General features: G+C 41.6%; 15 protein-coding genes. 6 read left to right on the top strand and 9 right to left on the bottom strand.

The window, feature by feature from the left end; all coding sequences use genetic code 11:
* Positions 1–154 precede the first annotated feature (154 nt).
* A complete protein-coding gene (locus tag BUA53_RS09745) occupies positions 155–1,615 on the top strand; it encodes an FAD-binding oxidoreductase (RefSeq protein ID WP_084079963.1) in 1,461 nt (486 codons plus the stop codon).
* Between the two features lie 90 nt (positions 1,616–1,705).
* On the opposite strand, the gene BUA53_RS09740 is transcribed toward BUA53_RS09745, so the two are convergent.
* Together BUA53_RS09740 and BUA53_RS09735 are read right to left on the bottom strand one after the other, a co-directional pair.
* The gene (locus BUA53_RS09740; protein ID WP_072835189.1) at positions 1,706–3,565 is read right to left on the bottom strand and encodes a transketolase; all 1,860 of its coding nucleotides are present in this window, start codon (positions 3,563–3,565) and stop codon (positions 1,706–1,708) included.
* A 311-nt stretch (positions 3,566–3,876) separates the two neighbouring features.
* The gene (locus BUA53_RS09735) at positions 3,877–4,335 is read right to left on the bottom strand and encodes a YdcF family protein (protein ID WP_245793081.1); all 459 of its coding nucleotides are present in this window, start codon (positions 4,333–4,335) and stop codon (positions 3,877–3,879) included.
* Between the two features lie 261 nt (positions 4,336–4,596).
* On the opposite strand from BUA53_RS09735, the gene BUA53_RS09730 reads away from it, so the two are divergent.
* The gene (locus BUA53_RS09730) at positions 4,597–5,112 is read left to right on the top strand and encodes a DUF4142 domain-containing protein (RefSeq protein ID WP_072835188.1); all 516 of its coding nucleotides are present in this window, start codon (positions 4,597–4,599) and stop codon (positions 5,110–5,112) included.
* 11 nt (positions 5,113–5,123) lie between these two features.
* Here the strand turns inward: BUA53_RS09730 and BUA53_RS09725 are convergent, their stop codons facing one another.
* Entirely contained in the window at positions 5,124–5,342 is a 219-nt protein-coding gene (locus BUA53_RS09725; RefSeq protein ID WP_139256402.1) for a hypothetical protein, read from the bottom strand.
* Between the two features lie 99 nt (positions 5,343–5,441).
* Here BUA53_RS09725 and BUA53_RS09720 point away from each other — a divergent pair, with 99 nt between their 5' ends.
* From BUA53_RS09720 to BUA53_RS09710, 3 genes are all read left to right on the top strand, one after another.
* Positions 5,442–5,879, top strand: a complete 438-nt coding sequence (locus BUA53_RS09720; protein ID WP_072835186.1) for an SWIB/MDM2 domain-containing protein — start codon at positions 5,442–5,444, stop codon at positions 5,877–5,879.
* A gap of 140 nt (positions 5,880–6,019) precedes the next feature.
* A complete protein-coding gene (gene mqo, locus BUA53_RS09715; protein ID WP_072835185.1) occupies positions 6,020–7,513 on the top strand; it encodes a malate dehydrogenase (quinone) in 1,494 nt (497 codons plus the stop codon).
* A gap of 58 nt (positions 7,514–7,571) precedes the next feature.
* A complete protein-coding gene (locus tag BUA53_RS09710; protein ID WP_072835184.1) occupies positions 7,572–8,840 on the top strand; it encodes a glycerophosphodiester phosphodiesterase in 1,269 nt (422 codons plus the stop codon).
* A 6-nt stretch (positions 8,841–8,846) separates the two neighbouring features.
* Here the strand turns inward: BUA53_RS09710 and BUA53_RS21220 are convergent, their stop codons facing one another.
* From BUA53_RS21220 to BUA53_RS09695, 3 genes are all read right to left on the bottom strand, one after another.
* Positions 8,847–9,083: a hypothetical protein gene (locus tag BUA53_RS21220; RefSeq protein ID WP_072835183.1), complete on the bottom strand. Its 237-nt coding sequence runs from the start codon at positions 9,081–9,083 to the stop codon at positions 8,847–8,849.
* Positions 9,084–9,192: 109 nt separating this feature from the next.
* Positions 9,193–9,669 (bottom strand): hypothetical protein, encoded by a 477-nt coding sequence (locus BUA53_RS09700; RefSeq protein WP_072835182.1) that lies wholly within the window; start codon positions 9,667–9,669, stop codon positions 9,193–9,195.
* Between the two features lie 195 nt (positions 9,670–9,864).
* Positions 9,865–11,241: a vanadium-dependent haloperoxidase gene (locus tag BUA53_RS09695; RefSeq protein WP_139256401.1), complete on the bottom strand. Its 1,377-nt coding sequence runs from the start codon at positions 11,239–11,241 to the stop codon at positions 9,865–9,867.
* 491 nt (positions 11,242–11,732) lie between these two features.
* Between BUA53_RS09695 and BUA53_RS09690 the strand changes: the two genes are divergently transcribed.
* On the top strand, positions 11,733–12,245 hold the full coding sequence (locus BUA53_RS09690; protein ID WP_072835180.1) for a PepSY-like domain-containing protein: 513 nt from the start codon (positions 11,733–11,735) through the stop codon (positions 12,243–12,245).
* Between the two features lie 87 nt (positions 12,246–12,332).
* Here the strand turns inward: BUA53_RS09690 and BUA53_RS09685 are convergent, their stop codons facing one another.
* From BUA53_RS09685 to BUA53_RS09675, 3 genes are all read right to left on the bottom strand, one after another.
* Positions 12,333–13,376, bottom strand: a complete 1,044-nt coding sequence (locus BUA53_RS09685; RefSeq protein ID WP_072835300.1) for a 3-oxoacyl-ACP synthase III family protein — start codon at positions 13,374–13,376, stop codon at positions 12,333–12,335.
* Positions 13,377–13,509: 133 nt separating this feature from the next.
* A complete protein-coding gene (locus BUA53_RS09680) occupies positions 13,510–14,565 on the bottom strand; it encodes a calcium:cation antiporter (protein ID WP_072835179.1) in 1,056 nt (351 codons plus the stop codon).
* Positions 14,566–14,639: 74 nt separating this feature from the next.
* Entirely contained in the window at positions 14,640–16,388 is a 1,749-nt protein-coding gene (locus tag BUA53_RS09675) for a hypothetical protein (RefSeq protein WP_139256400.1), read from the bottom strand.
* Between the last annotated feature and the right edge of the window lie 81 nt (positions 16,389–16,469).

The raw sequence follows: 16,469 nt of genomic DNA, 5'->3' as shown, positions 1-16,469 counted from the left end.
TTTTTTTGTTAGTGTTTGTGTGTTGCAGGACAAGATGCTGAGTTTAAATTATTTTCCAAGGTTTTCGTTTCGACAAATTTGCAGGCAGCATTATTTTTTAAATCTGTTTTATTGCCATAATTACCTTCAATAAATATAATATCAACATCAGTATATGATAGCAACTACTAAAACCCGTCGTGAGTTTATTAAACAGACGGCACTAGCTACCGGAATGTTTGCAATAATCGGTGGATGCGAACAGAAATCCTGGAGGTCACTATTAGATCCGGAAGCTATAAAAAAATTCAGAAAAAGGTTTAGTGGTAATATTATTTTGCCCGGAGATAAAGAATATGAAACAGTACGCAGGGTACCCTGGATGAATCCAAAAACCGACAGGTATCCGGCAATTATCGGGCAATGCAACAATAAAGAGGATGTGCTGCGATGTGTGGACCTTGCGAATCAGCATGATCTGGAGGTTGCGGTGAGATCGGGGAACCACAGCTTTATGGGATGGGGAACCTGCGACCGGGGGATTGTTATCGACCTGTCTAAAATGAAGCATATAACCATTGACCCGGTTAAGAAAACTGTGAATGTGGCCACTGGCAATATTTCTCAGGAAATTAGTGATGCTACTGCATCCTATGGCCTTGAACCTGTTTTGGGTGAATGTGGCAGCGTTGGCGCCGGACTCGTTTTAGGCGGAGGACTTGGATGGCTTTCAGGAAAATACGGAGCTGCCTGTGATAACCTTATTTCAGCAAGTATTATTACCGCAGATGCACGTGTATTGAAAGCAGATATAAGCACCAATCCCGATCTTTTCTGGGCAATCCGGGGCGGCGGCGGCAACTTCGGTATTGCAACTTCATATGAATACCAATTACACCCTGTTGGTGAAGTGCTGGCCGGCGGGTTTTCTTACCCGGTAAGTAAAGCCCGCGACATGCTGCGTTTCTACCGTGACTTCTTAGCCACCGCACCTGATGAGTTACAAGGCTGCTGCTTTCTCACAGCAGAGCAAAAATTTTCCGTGGTATTTGTTTATGCGGGCGACTTAGCGGCAGGGGAAAAACTAATCGATAAGTTTCGGAGCCTTAGCCATCCTGTCCAGGACTGGATGAAACGCCGGGCTTACGCTGAAATATATACTTTAGCTCCCTATTCTGACAATGGCATTGTTAATCCATTTAAGGCGCAAAAGGGATCATATATCGAACAACTTTCTGATGAAGTGATTGATCTGATTCTTGATCGCTTTGCACAGCCTCCTCCGGCTAAATTTTACGACTTCGTCTTTGATCACTACATGCATGGGGAGGTTTGTCGCGTTGCGCCGGATGCTACTGCATTCGGGCTTCGTAAAGCGGGGGCGATACACCTGTCATTTGGCCTGGAATGGCAGGATCCAAAGAACACTGCAGCATGTATGTCATGGCATGCAAAGACGCTGGAACTATTGCAACAATATTCAGGCGGTCGCATATATTCCAATTATATGAGCACAGAAGGAGAACAGGCTGTAAAAGCTGTTTATGGTGCAAACTATCCACGTCTTGTATCGTTGAAGAAAACGTATGATCCTCAAAGTTTTTTTCACCGCAATCAGAATGTGCTACTTAAATAAGAATAAACAGTCCTTAGCAAGCTAATAACGCTATAGCATCCTATAAACAGGTCCCATATTTTAAGAGTCAAAGCCAGGGGTTAACTATTATTACATCTTTTTATTTTTGTTTTGCATTAGCTCCTTTACCCTTTTTACAATATGCGAAGCGTTGATGCCTGCATCATTTAGCAGTTCATCTTTAGTGCCCGATTGCGAAATTTTGGTAACTGCCATTTTCACTACCTGCCCTTGAGTAGATGCAAGAGCTGACAGGGCAAAATCGCCCATACCTCCATGTTCGAAATGATCTTCTACAGTAATAATGATCTTTTGTTGGGTTTCCTGGAGGCATTTAACGAGGGTGTCCTTATCTATCGGATGAATGGAATAGATATCTACTACCCTAATGGAAATATTTTCTTTTTGAAGTTCATCAGCGGCTTTAAGTGCTTCAAAAACGGTAATGCCTGTTGCTGCCACCGTCAGCAGATCATTGGCTGATTGTCTCAGGATGCTTGAACCACCTATTTCAAACCTATCCTCTTTTTTATACAACAGTGGTGTTTTAGACCTTAGTGTGCGCATGTAGGCAAACCCGTTATGCTCTACCATTTTAGGCAGCAAGGCTGCAGTGGAAATAGCATCACAAGGCTGCAATACAATGGTACCTGGTACAGTCCCAAAAAGTGATATGTCTTCCAGTCCCATCTGTGAAGGGCCGTCCTCACCTATACTAACACCTACATGTGAACCAATGAACTTTATATTGGCTTCTGATACCCTTGCCATGCGTATCTGATCTGCAGCGCGGGTTAAAAATGCTGCAAATGTGGCAACAAAGGGAATCTTGCCTAAGCGTGATAAACCCGCAGCCACAGACACCATATTTTGTTCAGCTATATAACCTTCAACAAAATGTTCAGGGTAGGCCTTTTTCAGATCTTCTGTGAAGGTGGAATTCATGACATCTCCATCAATGGCATATATATTCTTATTGCCTGCAGCAAGCTTTACCAATGCTTCTCCGAATACCTCGCGGGTAGCATATTCTTTATCTTTTTCAAAGGACAGGTCAACGCTTGCGGGCCCTTTTATTTTTTCTGTAAGCTGAACTTTTGCGGGTTTTTTTAATTCAAAGCGCAGGTTGTCATTAATTGGCGCCAGTTCAGCCAATGCTTTATCCAGTTCTTCTTTTTTTAATGCCTTTCCGTGCCAGCCATCTTTATTCTCAATAAAAGATACACCTTTCCCTTTTTCTGTTTTAGCAACTATCGCATATGGTTTTCCGTTAGTGTTGCTTGTGGCTAGCTGAAGTGCATGATCTATCTCTTCATAATTATGTCCATCTATAGCTATCACTTCAAAATCAAATGCCCTGAAACGGTTAACGTATTCATCAATATGGTGACCAAACATGGTCTCCTGGCTCTGTGCCAGCCGGTTGATATCAAGGATCGCCACCAGGTTGTCCAGTTTTTCATGAGCGGCAAAGTTGGCGGCTTCCCATACCTGGCCTTCTGCCAATTCCCCATCACCTGTGAGAACAAATGTTTTAAATGGCAACCCTTCCCGTTTGCCCAGTAGCGCCAGGCCGGCACCAACAGACAGTCCCTGGCCTAAGGAGCCGGTTGCTGCTTCTGCATATTCAAACCTTGGCGTAGGATGGCCTTCGAATTTGCTGCCCAATTTTCTAAGTGACTTTATATCTTCCAATGGATAGGCACCTGCCATTCCAAATAAAGTATATAACAACGGCGCTGCATGACCTTTTGAAAGTACAAAACGGTCGTTATAGATATTTAGAGGTTGCTTTAGGTCGTAAGTAAAGTAACGGTCAAACAGAACCGTAGTAAGGTCTGCGGCGGAAAGGCAGGATGTTGGATGTCCTGAACCAGCTTCTGTAGTGGACACCATACACCATTTGCGGACGAGTTTGGCTTTTTCCCTGATGTCTTTTGCTTCAAACATAGTATTGCATTTAAAAGAAGTGAAATTATTGGAAGTGTATTATTCTTCTTTATGCAACTATAACGCCATGGGCTGCGATTTTTTATTAGGGAAGTATATTTTATTAATAATCAAAACACATCAGTCATTGATCAATTGCTTGTCAAATCCAAGTGCTATTAATTGTTGGCAGGCCTCCCAAACAGGAGTTGGTATTTCCTGGTATACTTGAAAACCCCTTGCTGGATACACCTTAATTCGCTGGAGATCACCCACCATAATATTTATGACCTTTTCAATGGGGAATTCCGGAGTAATATAATCTTCAAAACTTAATTGAGGTGAAGTAACTCTAACCGATTTGCCTGGCCAGAAATTTTCAAAGGTTGCGTAGCTTCTTCTTTCCTATATGGCTTTTGAACAAGCAGGAAGCTATTCGGATGAATATTTTTCTGTTCCAGCAAGGCTTTAGTAAATACGATATTTTCACCTGTATTAGTGGAACGGTTTTCAATTAAAATTGCACTCCGTGGCACTCCCATATCTATAGCTATTTGTGCAAACAGATCGGCCTCTGGCATTTTCCAGGAACCTTTTGTTAAGCGACCTAAACCGCCGGAAAATACAAGTAATGGTGACCAGCCATCAAGGAATAATGTAGCTCCTCTCTCTGCTACCCTGGTATCATGACTACACAAAACAAGTATGCAATCAGCTTTTTGTATCTCCTGGTGCATATGATGGTAATCCCATAATATTTTCGCCAATCGTATTGTTTCTGCAGTGACCATATAGTGAAACTATGTAATGAAAGCATATTTCAAGGCAATTTTTGAATGCATTTGTAGCAAGCATTGCAAAAGAATAAATATGAAATGGCCTCCTAATTATTCCAATGCCTGAAGTTGCTTATAGCTAATTATCAACGTGTATGTTCATAAATTCTCTTATGAATTCTCCTCTTAAAAGCAATTATCTCATTTAATTATGAACTCTTAGCACGCTATTTGAAAATGCAGTCCCATTATTCCTTAACCATAAAAAAATAGTGAATGAAAAAAGTATTCCTAATGGGAAGTGCCCTAGCCCTGTTGTTAACCGCGTGTAAGAAAGATGATACTGAAGACAATTTAAATGCAAATGCGCAAGACCAATCATTTGTGACAAGTGCCAATTTGAGTAATAGTGCCGAGGTCCGTTTGGGTCAGCTTGCTTTAAGTAGGTCGTCCAATGCTGGTGTGAAAACTTTTGCTCAAATGATGGTAACTGAGCACAGCCAGGCACAAGCAGATTTGGGCAGTGTAGCCACTGGTATTAATGTGAATGTAAAAGATACTATAGACGCCATGCACCAGATGTTGATGTCGCGCCTGGATACCTTGAATGGTTTGGCGTTTGACACGGTTTATATTAACAGCCAGGTAAAAGATCACAAGGCAAATGTTACACTTTTTCAGTCTGAAGTTAGTGCAGGTACTAACCAGTCTGTAAAGGATTATGCTTCCAAATATTTACCGCATATCCAGATGCATTTAAATATGGCAGACAGCATCAGGACCACATTTTAATTAGTTTATAATTAGAATATTGTATTAGCAGGGCATGCCTCTTTTGGAGGCATGCCTTGTTTTTTGCCAGCAACAGTTATATCCGTGCTTTTTAAAAAAGTAACCTGTCTTACTCCGGGAAATCGTGTTTTAATAGGCAACATGTCTTCCGGGATAGCCGTTTTCCCTGGTTTTTCTCCTCTTAAAGCCCATTTTTTGGAAGATGGCCGGAAGATTGTATAGTTATCCACCAAAAAAGGAAAAACTATTTGTGCGTATTAAATGGATAACTGTAAATTAGTATGCGTTAATTTTGTGTTTTACTAAACCCAATTCAAATTCTAATTATTATGGCAAAAGCTTCTAAGAAAGCAGCTCCTAAAAAAGCAGCTCCAAAAAAGGCAGCTACAAAAGCAGCCCCAAAGAAAGCAGCTCCTAAAAAGGCTGCGGCTAAGAAAGCAGCTCCTAAAAAAGCAGCATCAACAAAAGCGGCTCCTAAAAAGGCAGCAGCAAAGAAAGCAGCTCCCAAAAAATCAACACGTAAACCAAATGCAGCCTTCATGGCTCCTTTGACTCCAGATGAAACATTGGCAAATGTGATCGGTAGCAAACCAGCTCCGAGAACTGAAGTTGTCAAAAAGATCTGGGACTATATCAAAAAGAACAACCTGCAGGATAAAACAAACCGCAGGATGATCAATGCAGATGGTAAACTTAAACCACTGTTTGGTAAAGACCAGATTTCTATGTTTGACCTGGCTAAGATCGTTAATAGTCATATCAAGTAATTCAAACCTGTAGCTTAACTGGCCCTGGCGTGCAGTATTTCTGCCTGCCAGGGCAACGCTACAGCTTATCTATCTCCTCCTCTCTATTTTCCTCACTCTGTTTAGCTATCAAATGGCATGTTATTTTAGTGCCATCGTACATGACTTATGATAAAAAGGTTGATGTATGTCTTATTGGTGCAGGTATAATGAGCGCTACGCTGGGCATGTTACTGAAGGAACTGGAACCCGGCATTTCTATTGAAGTTGTAGAGCGCCTTGGCACTGCCGCAGCTGAAAGTTCAGACGCATGGAATAATGCAGGTACCGGGCATTCTGCCTTTTGCGAATTAAATTATACACCGCAGCGTAAAGATGGATCTATTGACACCACCAAAGCCGTTAAGATCGCGGAGTCCTTTGAAGTTTCTAAACAATTTTGGTCGTACATAGTCAGTAACAAGGTAATTGCATTGCAGGGTAGCTTTATTCATTCCATTCCCCATATGAGTTTTGTTTGGGGCCATGAAAACGTGGACTTCCTTCATAAACGCTATGAGGCCTTGCAGGAATGCCATTTATTCCATCACATGCAATATGCGGATGATGTTCAAACCCTGGAACATTGGATGCCACTGGTGATGGAAGGAAGAGATGATGCATTGCCGGTAGCTGCTACCAGGATGGATCTTGGCACAGATGTTAACTTTGGTTCTCTAACCAGATACATGTTCGAAAGCCTGGAAAAGAGAGGCGTTAGCATCAGTTTTGGCCAGGAAGTTTATGATATTACCAGAGATACAGACCATTGGTCCATTAATACCAGGGATGAACAATCGGGTGAGAAAAGAAATATTACCGCCCGGTTTGTGTTTATTGGTGCAGGTGGCGGATCCTTACCCTTGCTATTGAAATCAGGTATACCGGAAGCAAAAGGCTATGGCGGGTTTCCGGTAAGCGGGCAGTGGTTGCGCTGTACTAAGGAATCTATTATTGAACGACATGATGCCAAGGTATATGGGCTGGCGGCCGTAGGTTCGCCCCCTATGTCAGTACCACACCTTGATTCGAGGTGGATAAAAGGAAAAAGAGAATTACTGTTTGGGCCCTTTGCAGGATTCACTACAAAGTTTTTACGGCATGGTTCAGTGTTTGACTTATTCAGTTCTATTAAATTAAGTAACCTGAAACCAATGATCTCAGCGGGTATTCATAACCTGCCCCTGACCAAATACCTGGTGGAACAGGTGCGCCTGACACCCGAGGCAAGGCTGGAAGCATTGAAAGAATATTATCCAAATGCAGTTATGCCGGATTGGGAATTAGCCATTGCCGGATACCGGGTGCAGGTGATCAAAAAAGACGAGGAAGAAGGCGGGATATTGGAATTTGGTACAGAGGTAGTAAGGTCGGCTGATGGTAGTATTGCTGCTTTACTTGGCGCTTCGCCCGGGGCCTCCACTGCTGTTTCAATAATGTTAGGGCTGTTGCAGCAATGCTTTCCAAAAGAAATGGATACTTCGCAATGGAAATCAAAACTTGTAGAAATGATACCATCCTATGGCAAGCCATTAGGGCAGGATGCACAATTATGCCGGGAAGTTCGGAATTATACTAGCATGGTGCTGGGCCTGGATGTTCCTCAAATCATTTAATGTATATAGCCGGTGCAAAGAAATATAGGCACGGTCTGTTAATTGTAATAATAATTTTATGATACAGGTGGTCGTAATTATCGCAGGGTTTATTTTATATGTTACGTATAAGACAAGGAAAACCAAGGTGCCTCATACTGATTGGCAGCGTTTCAGAAGAAAGGGAGCAGTACCGCTTGACAGTGTCGCCTGCAATGAGTTGCAGGGTGTCTATACTGTTACTGAGGGAAAGGAAATATTTGGCAATTGCTGTATAGTAAAATGGACATACACAATTGAAAAGGAAGGTCCCGTTAATCATTTATCTTTTTTTGGTGGAAAAGAAGGTGCATTCATTATTTGCGAGGGAAGGCTGGATGGTAACGATATTCTTTTAAAGGGTGCATGGCGGCAGTTGACTGCCTCAGATACGGGTACTGTGCAGTTGGTAATCAGAAGCAGCACATTGCATGAGGCAGGGCCAAAGAAAGGACTGTCTATAGAAGGTTATTATGGAAAGAAAGAGGAGCCGCCACGGGAATCATTGCGGTTTACTTACGACCAACCAATACCAGAAAAGAAGCCCCTGGATATACTTGCACATAGAGGCGGAGCCCGTAATGTTGATTTTCTATCTACTTCAGAGAACTCTCTTGAAATGATGAAAATGGCTGCAAGGCTTGGAGCAAATGGAATTGAAATAGATGTAAGGCTGACAAAAGATAAAGTGCCTGTGATCATTCATGATAGCTTCTTATCCATCCATACCTTTAATAACTTACTATATGATGGATTAATAAGTAACCATACACTGGCAGAATTAAAAGCAAAAGAATTAAGGAAGGGAGGTCATATTCCTACACTGCAGGAAGCATTGCATACTGTACTATATAATACTCCTTTAGAGATTGTTTGGCTGGATATCAAGAAAGAATGCGACCTCGGAGAGATCAGGGCATTACAGATGGAATATATGCAGAAGGCAAATGAAGCAGGCCGGAAGTTGACTATTTACATAGGGATACCTGATAAAACTATTCTTGGATGTTTCAGGGCCCTGGAAGATCATCTGCAATTGCCATCCCTTACTGAATTAGAACCTGAAGTAGCAGAAGCTATCAATGCCAATGCGTGGGCGCCGCAATATACTGGTGGATTCCAGGCAGAAGAGGTACAACTGATGCAAACGCAGGGGCGGAAAGCTTATGTCTGGTCATTGGACGATGCAGCCATGATACATCTTTATGTAAAGCAAGGAGGTTTCGATGGCATTGTTACCAATGCTCCGCCCGTAGCGTTTCATACTTACTATATGCCGGAGGGAATTAATGTTACTGCTAATGAATAGCAAAACCTAAGCTGCAGGATACAGTTTAGAAAAGTCGAATGAACGTGTTGTTTCTTTTTCCCATGCCTGTACTGATGCCTGGCCGGGCTTAACTGAACGCACTAACTCTGCACCTCTGTGTACTATTTTTCTTCTTCTTTTTTCTGTGGATTCTTTACGCATTTCCATGATCACATATTTTCTTATTGTACTTTGAAAATTGTGCCAAAAATGAAATTGATAGAATTTTACTTCTTTTTTCAACAGCTTTTTATGCTAAAAAGAATTCTAATAAAGCATTCTTTTTTATATAAATACCGATGCAGTACGCTTAACTTGTCTCATGCAAGTTTCACCGGTATATTCTTTGGCATTAACGGTTATATGCATCCGTTAGTGGGTGCTGGTTGCCCTTCCATAAAATGTCAACATTCTTTTGCCTGTACAGATGATAAAAGGCTATTGCGGTGATGATGGGGAATGGAAAGCCAGACCCTACACCTAAAGGTATAATTGCAACCAGGAAAATAATGCCGCCAATAGTTCCCATTTTAAATACCCATCCTTTCCATAGCATGGCTAATGCTATGAGTAGCTGCCCTATAGCTATGGCTGCTATCAAAAAGGCGCCATGTTGGGCGAACCAGCCATTGATAAAGTTTTTATAAATACCGAGGAATGCAAGATCAGCAAAGCTCACATATTCCTGCGGACGATTCATGGCCATATTCAAATTGGTACATGCAGCCCAGGCGAACAACAGGAAAAATAATAACCGTGCAATGCGGGGTATTTTCCGTGCAAAATAATATATGACCAGGGCTATAATATTCGAAATGACCAATGCCAATACCTACGCTGGATTATCCCATCCGTTCATAATTCATTGTTTATTGATGAGGCTTATTACCTTTCTAAAATTCCTTCATTGATAGTTTTTAATAAATGAGCGTGGTCAATACCGTCTATGCCCGTTGTCAGTTGCTTACAAAAAAGGCTCTATAGCCGCAGTATAGAGCCTTAATACCAATGTGGCTAGTATTATTTACTCAGTAAGTTTGAGGCTTCCAAAGCTATGGCCTAAAGTTCTGCCTTCAGAAAGTCCTACAACTATCGAAGGAGCATAGTGAATGCCTCCATATCTCCGTGATGCTCCACTTTCATCAGCTACCTTATTGAGTGAAGAAAAAGTTCTTGGTGCAAATCCCCTGAAGTCATAGGTATGATCTACAACTGTGAAATTGTCTCCAAGCACATCGGTCAATGCCTGCATGGTAGCTCCCGTAACATAAGCATGAGCTGCAGGAAACTCGGGATGTGGCGGGGTAGGGATCAGAGGCAGCCAGCTGGGATCAATAACCTTCCGGATGTAGGTTACAGGTCTAACCTGGCTATATTCATACTTGGATCTGAAAACGGTCAGTTGGGATTCACGCATGGCCAAACCTGATTTTGCAAATGCCTGGGCAGCTACGGAAAGACTTGCTCCTGATTGTTCCAATGCCTGGATGACAACATTTAAAATATGACCCTGTGGCGTATAGCCTATGTTCAAACCAAGGTCATTCCAATACAAGGCCATGTTCCGGTGATCGGTAGTTAATGTTTTTGATACATCGTAAACATCCTTTACCATATTATAGAAATCAGAGCCCACCACTTCAGAATAAGGATAAGGAGGAGCGGGGGAAACTCCTGACCCATGAATACTTAAGAATGGCCTTGCATCCCCTATGTAAGGATTGACTCCTTTGGCATAGGCGGGTGGTGTAGGTTCCCAGAAACCGATGCCTGTTTTGTAAACATATCCTGCATTTCCAACATTAAAGTTGTCGCTCTTAGACCAGTTATACACTGCTGTAGCAATGGAGCGGCCATAGGCTTGCGATCTTTCAAAACTTGCTGATCCCTGTGCAGGAGATAGTTGCTGGTTATAGGCATTTTCGAGTGAATCAATACTTGCCATGTTAGCTTGCGTCAGGCCTGGATATAGTGAACGAACCAGGCTGGCCATGGCGGCATTGGCTGCAACGGACCAGGAGTAGCCCATATTATTTTCTTTGGCTGGCATGGTTGGCATCTGGTATAACAGTGTAGAGAGACTTACAGAATTCTTAATGCCATATCGTACGGATTCATACAGCCCTATGCCTATATAGGCAAAGTTCTCAGCATTGATAGCACCATTGGTGGTTGGGTTGGCAGTAAGGATCATACGCAATTGTAGTTTGTACCAATCAATGGCTACTGCTGCAGATTCTGATTCTGCTTTGTTGTTTGTTTTTTCTTTACTAACTGATAACTGGTTGTCATCTGTTGGCTGGTTGGGCAATTCTTTTTTGCAGCTGAATAAGATAAGCAGCAGGACACAGCTCAATACCCTGGGCAGAACACCCATACAATGGAAGTGATACTTTTTCATTTAATTCTGGTTTAAGTGATTAATGAATGGTGTGTTGATAGAGCCGGAATGTTAGTAGGACGGAAAGAATTTAGTTCAGGGTAACAGGCAAAACTCAGCATGGATATTTTCTACAACCATGGTATTTGCGTTCACATAAAGTATATCTGTACTGTAAGGTTTTTAAAAGGAATGACTGTGGAGTAAAAAATTGGATCACGAAGTTGAATTATATATCCCCTGGTGTAAAGAAGCATATAATTCTATTACATGGATATTCTGCAATGTTTAAAAGGGGGTGATAATTAATTCTAAAGCTACAATTCTTTGATAAAAAAATTTACGGATGAGTAACAAAAAAATATTCCCAATATCAAGGCAGACCCCGCTTTCATAATGTCAAATAAAGATTTTTATCTGCTTCAAACTCATGTATATCACACTTCTGGCAAAGTGTTTGGTTATATGCTCGGTGATAGGAAATATTCTACGTTAACTTAAAATACAATTGTATGAAATTGAAAGTCCTGAGCCTTGTATTGGCAACTGTATTCTTTTTCTCTTGTGGCACTACTTATAATAGCACCACTTCAAATGCCGCCTATGGTTTACCAGCTAATATCAGAACTGGTTTTATAGCGAAATACCCCGATGCAACGAATGTTACTTATACCCAATATGATGCAGCCAATGCACCTATAGATTGGGAATTAAATGGATGGTCACCTTTGACCAGCAGCGATTATACGGTAAGCTTTGATATGGGTGGACGTAAATACAATGCATGGTATACTGCAAATGGTACATGGGTAGGAACTACTTATGCAATAACAGATTATACAACTTTACCTTATGCAGTAAATACCATGTTAAAAGACAAGTATAAAGATTATACTATTGAATCAGCGCAAAGAGAATCATGGAAAGACCAGGTAGGGTATGAGTTGATCCTTGTAAATGGTGATACAAAAACAAAAGTATTGGTAGATGCCAATGGTAATGTATTGAAAGAAAAAGCAAAATAGCAACAAACAGTATCAATTTGATGGTAATAGAAAAGCTCATGTTTTATCATGAGCTTTTCTATTGTATATCGGCAATAATAAAAAATGCTACCATTTCAATAAGGCACTTGCCCATGTAAATCCACTTCCAAAAGCTGCCAGGCATACCAGATCTCCTTTTTTAATTCTGCCTTCCTGCCATGCTTCGCATAAAGCAATGGGTATAGAAGCGGCAGTAGTATTTCCATACCGCTGTATATTATTATATACCTGTTCATCAGAAAGTCCTAATTTATGTTGCACAAACTGGCTGATGCGGAGGTTAGCCTGGTGCGGTACTAGCAAGGAAAGGTCTGAGGGCTTATAACCATTTTGATTAAGTGCTTCCAAAATGACTTCCGGAAACTTCACTACAGCTTTTTTAAATACTGTTTGTCCATCCATGTTAGGAAATAATTGAGCTTTATCTATCATGTTATGGCTCATGAACATTTGGGCTGCTTCAGCTTCATCAAAATCTGCCAGGCCTTCCTTCCAGTGGTTGGCATGCGTGCCGGGGTTATACATGGCCAACACTTCAGCCTCCGATCCATCGCTGTGTAAATGTGTGCTTAACAAACCGCGATCTTCTTCTGTTGGCTGCAATACAACCGCGCCGGCGCCATCTCCAAAAATTACTGATACATTTCTGCCTCGTGTAGTAAGGTCAAGACCAAAAGAATGTTTTTCACTGCCTACAACAAGGATATTTTTATACATGCCCGACCTGATAAACTGGTCAGCAACACTTAAAGCATATATAAATCCGCTACACTGGTTGCGTACATCCAAAGCCCCGATTTCTTTCATTTTCATAGCCCTCTGTAATAAGACTCCACAGCCCGGGAAATAATAATCAGGTGAAAGGGTAGCAAAAACAATGAAGTCAATATCCTCTGCATTTACTCCTGCTCTTTTCATGGCCATTTTTGCAGCTTCAACACCCATAGTTGTTGTCGTTTCTTCTGTACGATGGGCAAACCTTCTTTCCTTTATACCTGTGCGCTCCTGAATCCAGGCATCACTTGTTTCCATATATTTTGTGAGGTCCTCATTAGTCACTACCTGGGAGGGTACGTACATTCCAATTCCGGCGATAACAGATCTGGGCATAACAATCATTTATTTAAAAATAGTGTTTCTCAGGAGGATTCAAGGTTTTGACATGAGGTGCGCCCTTTACTCATATCACCCTATTGCTGAACCTGTGGTAATTTTATAATGAACAGGGATCTTGCTTTCTTCTTTATCCCCACCAGAAAGCTGCGGCTATCAGGCAATAGAGACCGATCAATGCCAGGCCTTCCATCCAGATAGATTCGCCATCAAAGACAATGAACGCAGTTACAATAACTGCCAATGCCAGTACAGCGAGCAACATGGGCGACAGCACAAAGGAAAGAATAGCACCACCTAAAAAGAATGAGAGTAAAACTAATAATGGGAACAATCCGAGAGCTATCTGCAGGGAACTGGTAAGTATTACGCTTACAGCATAATCAGCCTGGTTGCGTATGGCCAATTGAATGCCAACAAGGTTTTCAACTGCATTACCTGCAATGGCTACTATGACCAAGCCTGCAAATGTTTCATTGATGCCCAATGTGCTCATAGCAGGTTGTAAAGCGACAACAAACCAGTCAGATACAAAGGCTGCACCTGCACCCGCCAGGCCCAATAAAGTTATAGTCAAACCCAGTGGCCATGAAGGTTTTCCATTTTCTTTATGCGGTGCCACCACAGCCTTATCCTGCTTTAAAAAGAAATAAGTGCTGGCACCAAAGAGTATCAATAAAATGATGGCCACGAATATATCCAGTGCATTCAAATGTGTTTCCGCCTTTGTATGCATCATGTGGGTTAATGTAGGAATGGCTAGTGCTCCAAATGCCAGGATCATTAAAGTGGCGATCATTTTTGGCGGCCCGGATTTAAAACGTTGTGTGCCGTTTTTTAATCCGCCAAAAAACAAGGCTAATCCAAATACCAATAAAGAATTACCCAATATGGAACCAATTAATGCAGCCTGAACTACTTTAGACAGTCCTGCCCTTAATGCAAATATGCATACAAACAATTCCGGGAGGTTGCCTAGTGCCGATTGCAATATGCCTGTGGCACCAGGACCAAGACGTTTTCCCAATTGCTCTGTGGCATCACCAACTATCATGGCCAGCAATGACAGCGCTGCTGCAGTGATAATAAAGGCTAGCAGGGGGGATGCTTCCGTATAATGTAATACTGCTGCAAGAATAGTAGCTGCGGAAGCAGCCATAATGATCCATTTCTCTTTTTTATCCATAGTTTTTACTGCCTGTTTATCTCAATAATGCGCTAAAATTATTGAGCCATGATAAAGCATCAATGAATATTGCCTTATTCTGTCTTGTAATATTTTGGCTTTGCCAGTTTTTCCGGCGCACCTGTGGTTTTTAATATACCTGTAAGCACGGTTTTCCAGATAAGGTTAAAAAAACTGGCATGCGGGTCACGGTTGAAGGAGGTGACAGGATTACGTACAGCTTCATTACCAGATGGATTATCGTTTTTTATTACGAAAGCATTGGCCAGGAAACCAGTGACATGTTTTTTGTTTAAGCTGCTATCATCTCCTTTGCCTTTTTCCAGCGGAATGATCTTCAGATCCTTATACAATATCAATGTTTTCCCCGTAGCGCTAACCTCGTCTCCTTGTTCCTGTGCCTTAATTGATTGCACCGTACAACTCTTTAACCGGAACATACCCAAAGGTTCTGAAACAGGCGTGATTACATTGCCATCAAAACCTTTAACATTGATATCTGCAGTGAATGCTCCGGTTTTATAGCGTGCCATATCAAAATGCAGGGTAAGGGATGCTGGTACCTTGCCTAATATGATTCCACTAGCCTTAACTGTAGTTTGTTTATTTTTTTGAATAGCGGAGGGCAGGTTGGTGAGGTTGCGCACCTCTCCGTCCAGGTGACTGATATGTACAATGCCTGTTTTTTCTGAAAATGGATTGTATTCTTCATATTGAAGATCAAGGTTTTTGCATTTTAATACTGCAATATGAACAAGTATCGGCAATTTCATGATCAACTGTGAAGGAAAGGAATTTAACTTAGGCTTTCCCGGGGGCAATGACCTGTCAAAGTAAATGGCGAACCTGGCCTGGCTGATCTCCGCTTCTTCAGCAAATATTTTTTCCTTGTTGACCAGGTTCCACCAATCGATTCCTTGCATGCGCAGGGCAGGTATAGACAAATCGTATCGTTCTTTCATGACCCCCTGCTTTTTAGCAAATTCTTTTTTACCCAATCGGGGCTTAAATGATATATGGCTGGCCGCCAGGGTAGATTGCGTGGGGTGTACTGATATTTCATCTATGGCCATATCATACATTCCATCTTTGGTGGATGTCCTGTAATTCTTCATGGATAGTTCAGCGGTCTTTGCAAAAAGGAAGCGTTTCTTATCGTATTGTGTTGTTGAATCCATTAAAATATCACCTAACCGCACCTGGATACCCTCCAGACTGGAAGCGATGCTTCCATTAGGTTTATGAATGACCAGTTTACCTCCATCTACTATGATATGATCAATACCAAGGTGTTCCAGCTTTTCTTTCAATCCCTGGTACAAAGTGGGTGGTTTTTGCCCTGCTTCTGATGTTGATCCAGGGTAAATATCTATAGAAGGTGCACTGATCTTTATGGATTTCAAATCAAGGTTTTTAGAATTAAGAAAATCCTGCAAACCCAGGCCATCAATTTTTAACTTGCCTAGTATAACACGGAATACTTGTGCAGGCAGTTGGCCAGATTTCTTTAATTGAAGTAAAACAGCAGAGTCAGGTATTAATTCTGCATGATTAATTGTTATAGAAGCATTAAGCACATCAGGTTCCACTTCATGGATGGACAAATTGTAAAGTCCTCCCGTGCCTGCTTTAACTAATTGTTGCAATTTAGAAATAAAAAGAGGCCTCAGGTCAGCAACGCTTTCCGCTTTCTTAGGTGTTGCAGCAGGTGTTTTTGCCGCAGCAGGTTTAAATCCGGGGGTGGCAACTGAATGGCGCAGGTACATATAGGCTGATAATACAATCAGTCCTATGAATAAAATGATGATGGTGATTTTTTTCATCACCAGTACCAATTTCAATTATTACACCAGTACCATTGATTCAAATGTTCTTTGATTGTAATTTAAAAAAGGCAGGGAGTT

Source organism: Flavisolibacter ginsengisoli DSM 18119, from assembly GCF_900129295.1.
In the GTDB taxonomy this organism is placed as follows: Bacteria; Bacteroidota; Bacteroidia; order Chitinophagales; family Chitinophagaceae; genus Flavisolibacter; species Flavisolibacter ginsengisoli.
This window is presented reverse-complemented; position numbering and strand designations above follow the sequence as displayed.

Coding starts and splice junctions, on each gene's coding strand:
- BUA53_RS09740 (WP_072835189.1), bottom strand. CDS start 3,565: ATGTTTGAAGCAAAAGACATCAGGGAAAAAGCCAAACTCGTCCGCAAA.
- BUA53_RS09695 (WP_139256401.1), bottom strand. CDS start 11,241: ATGAAAAAGTATCACTTCCATTGTATGGGTGTTCTGCCCAGGGTATTG.
- BUA53_RS09690 (WP_072835180.1), top strand. CDS start 11,733: ATGAAATTGAAAGTCCTGAGCCTTGTATTGGCAACTGTATTCTTTTTC.
- BUA53_RS09675 (WP_139256400.1), bottom strand. CDS start 16,388: ATGAAAAAAATCACCATCATCATTTTATTCATAGGACTGATTGTATTA.
- BUA53_RS09710 (WP_072835184.1), top strand. CDS start 7,572: ATGATACAGGTGGTCGTAATTATCGCAGGGTTTATTTTATATGTTACG.
- BUA53_RS09730 (WP_072835188.1), top strand. CDS start 4,597: ATGAAAAAAGTATTCCTAATGGGAAGTGCCCTAGCCCTGTTGTTAACC.
- BUA53_RS09745 (WP_084079963.1), top strand. CDS start 155: ATGATAGCAACTACTAAAACCCGTCGTGAGTTTATTAAACAGACGGCA.
- BUA53_RS09685 (WP_072835300.1), bottom strand. CDS start 13,376: ATGCCCAGATCTGTTATCGCCGGAATTGGAATGTACGTACCCTCCCAG.
- BUA53_RS09735 (WP_245793081.1), bottom strand. CDS start 4,335: ATGGTCACTGCAGAAACAATACGATTGGCGAAAATATTATGGGATTAC.
- BUA53_RS09680 (WP_072835179.1), bottom strand. CDS start 14,565: ATGGATAAAAAAGAGAAATGGATCATTATGGCTGCTTCCGCAGCTACT.
- BUA53_RS09720 (WP_072835186.1), top strand. CDS start 5,442: ATGGCAAAAGCTTCTAAGAAAGCAGCTCCTAAAAAAGCAGCTCCAAAA.
- mqo (WP_072835185.1), top strand. CDS start 6,020: ATGACTTATGATAAAAAGGTTGATGTATGTCTTATTGGTGCAGGTATA.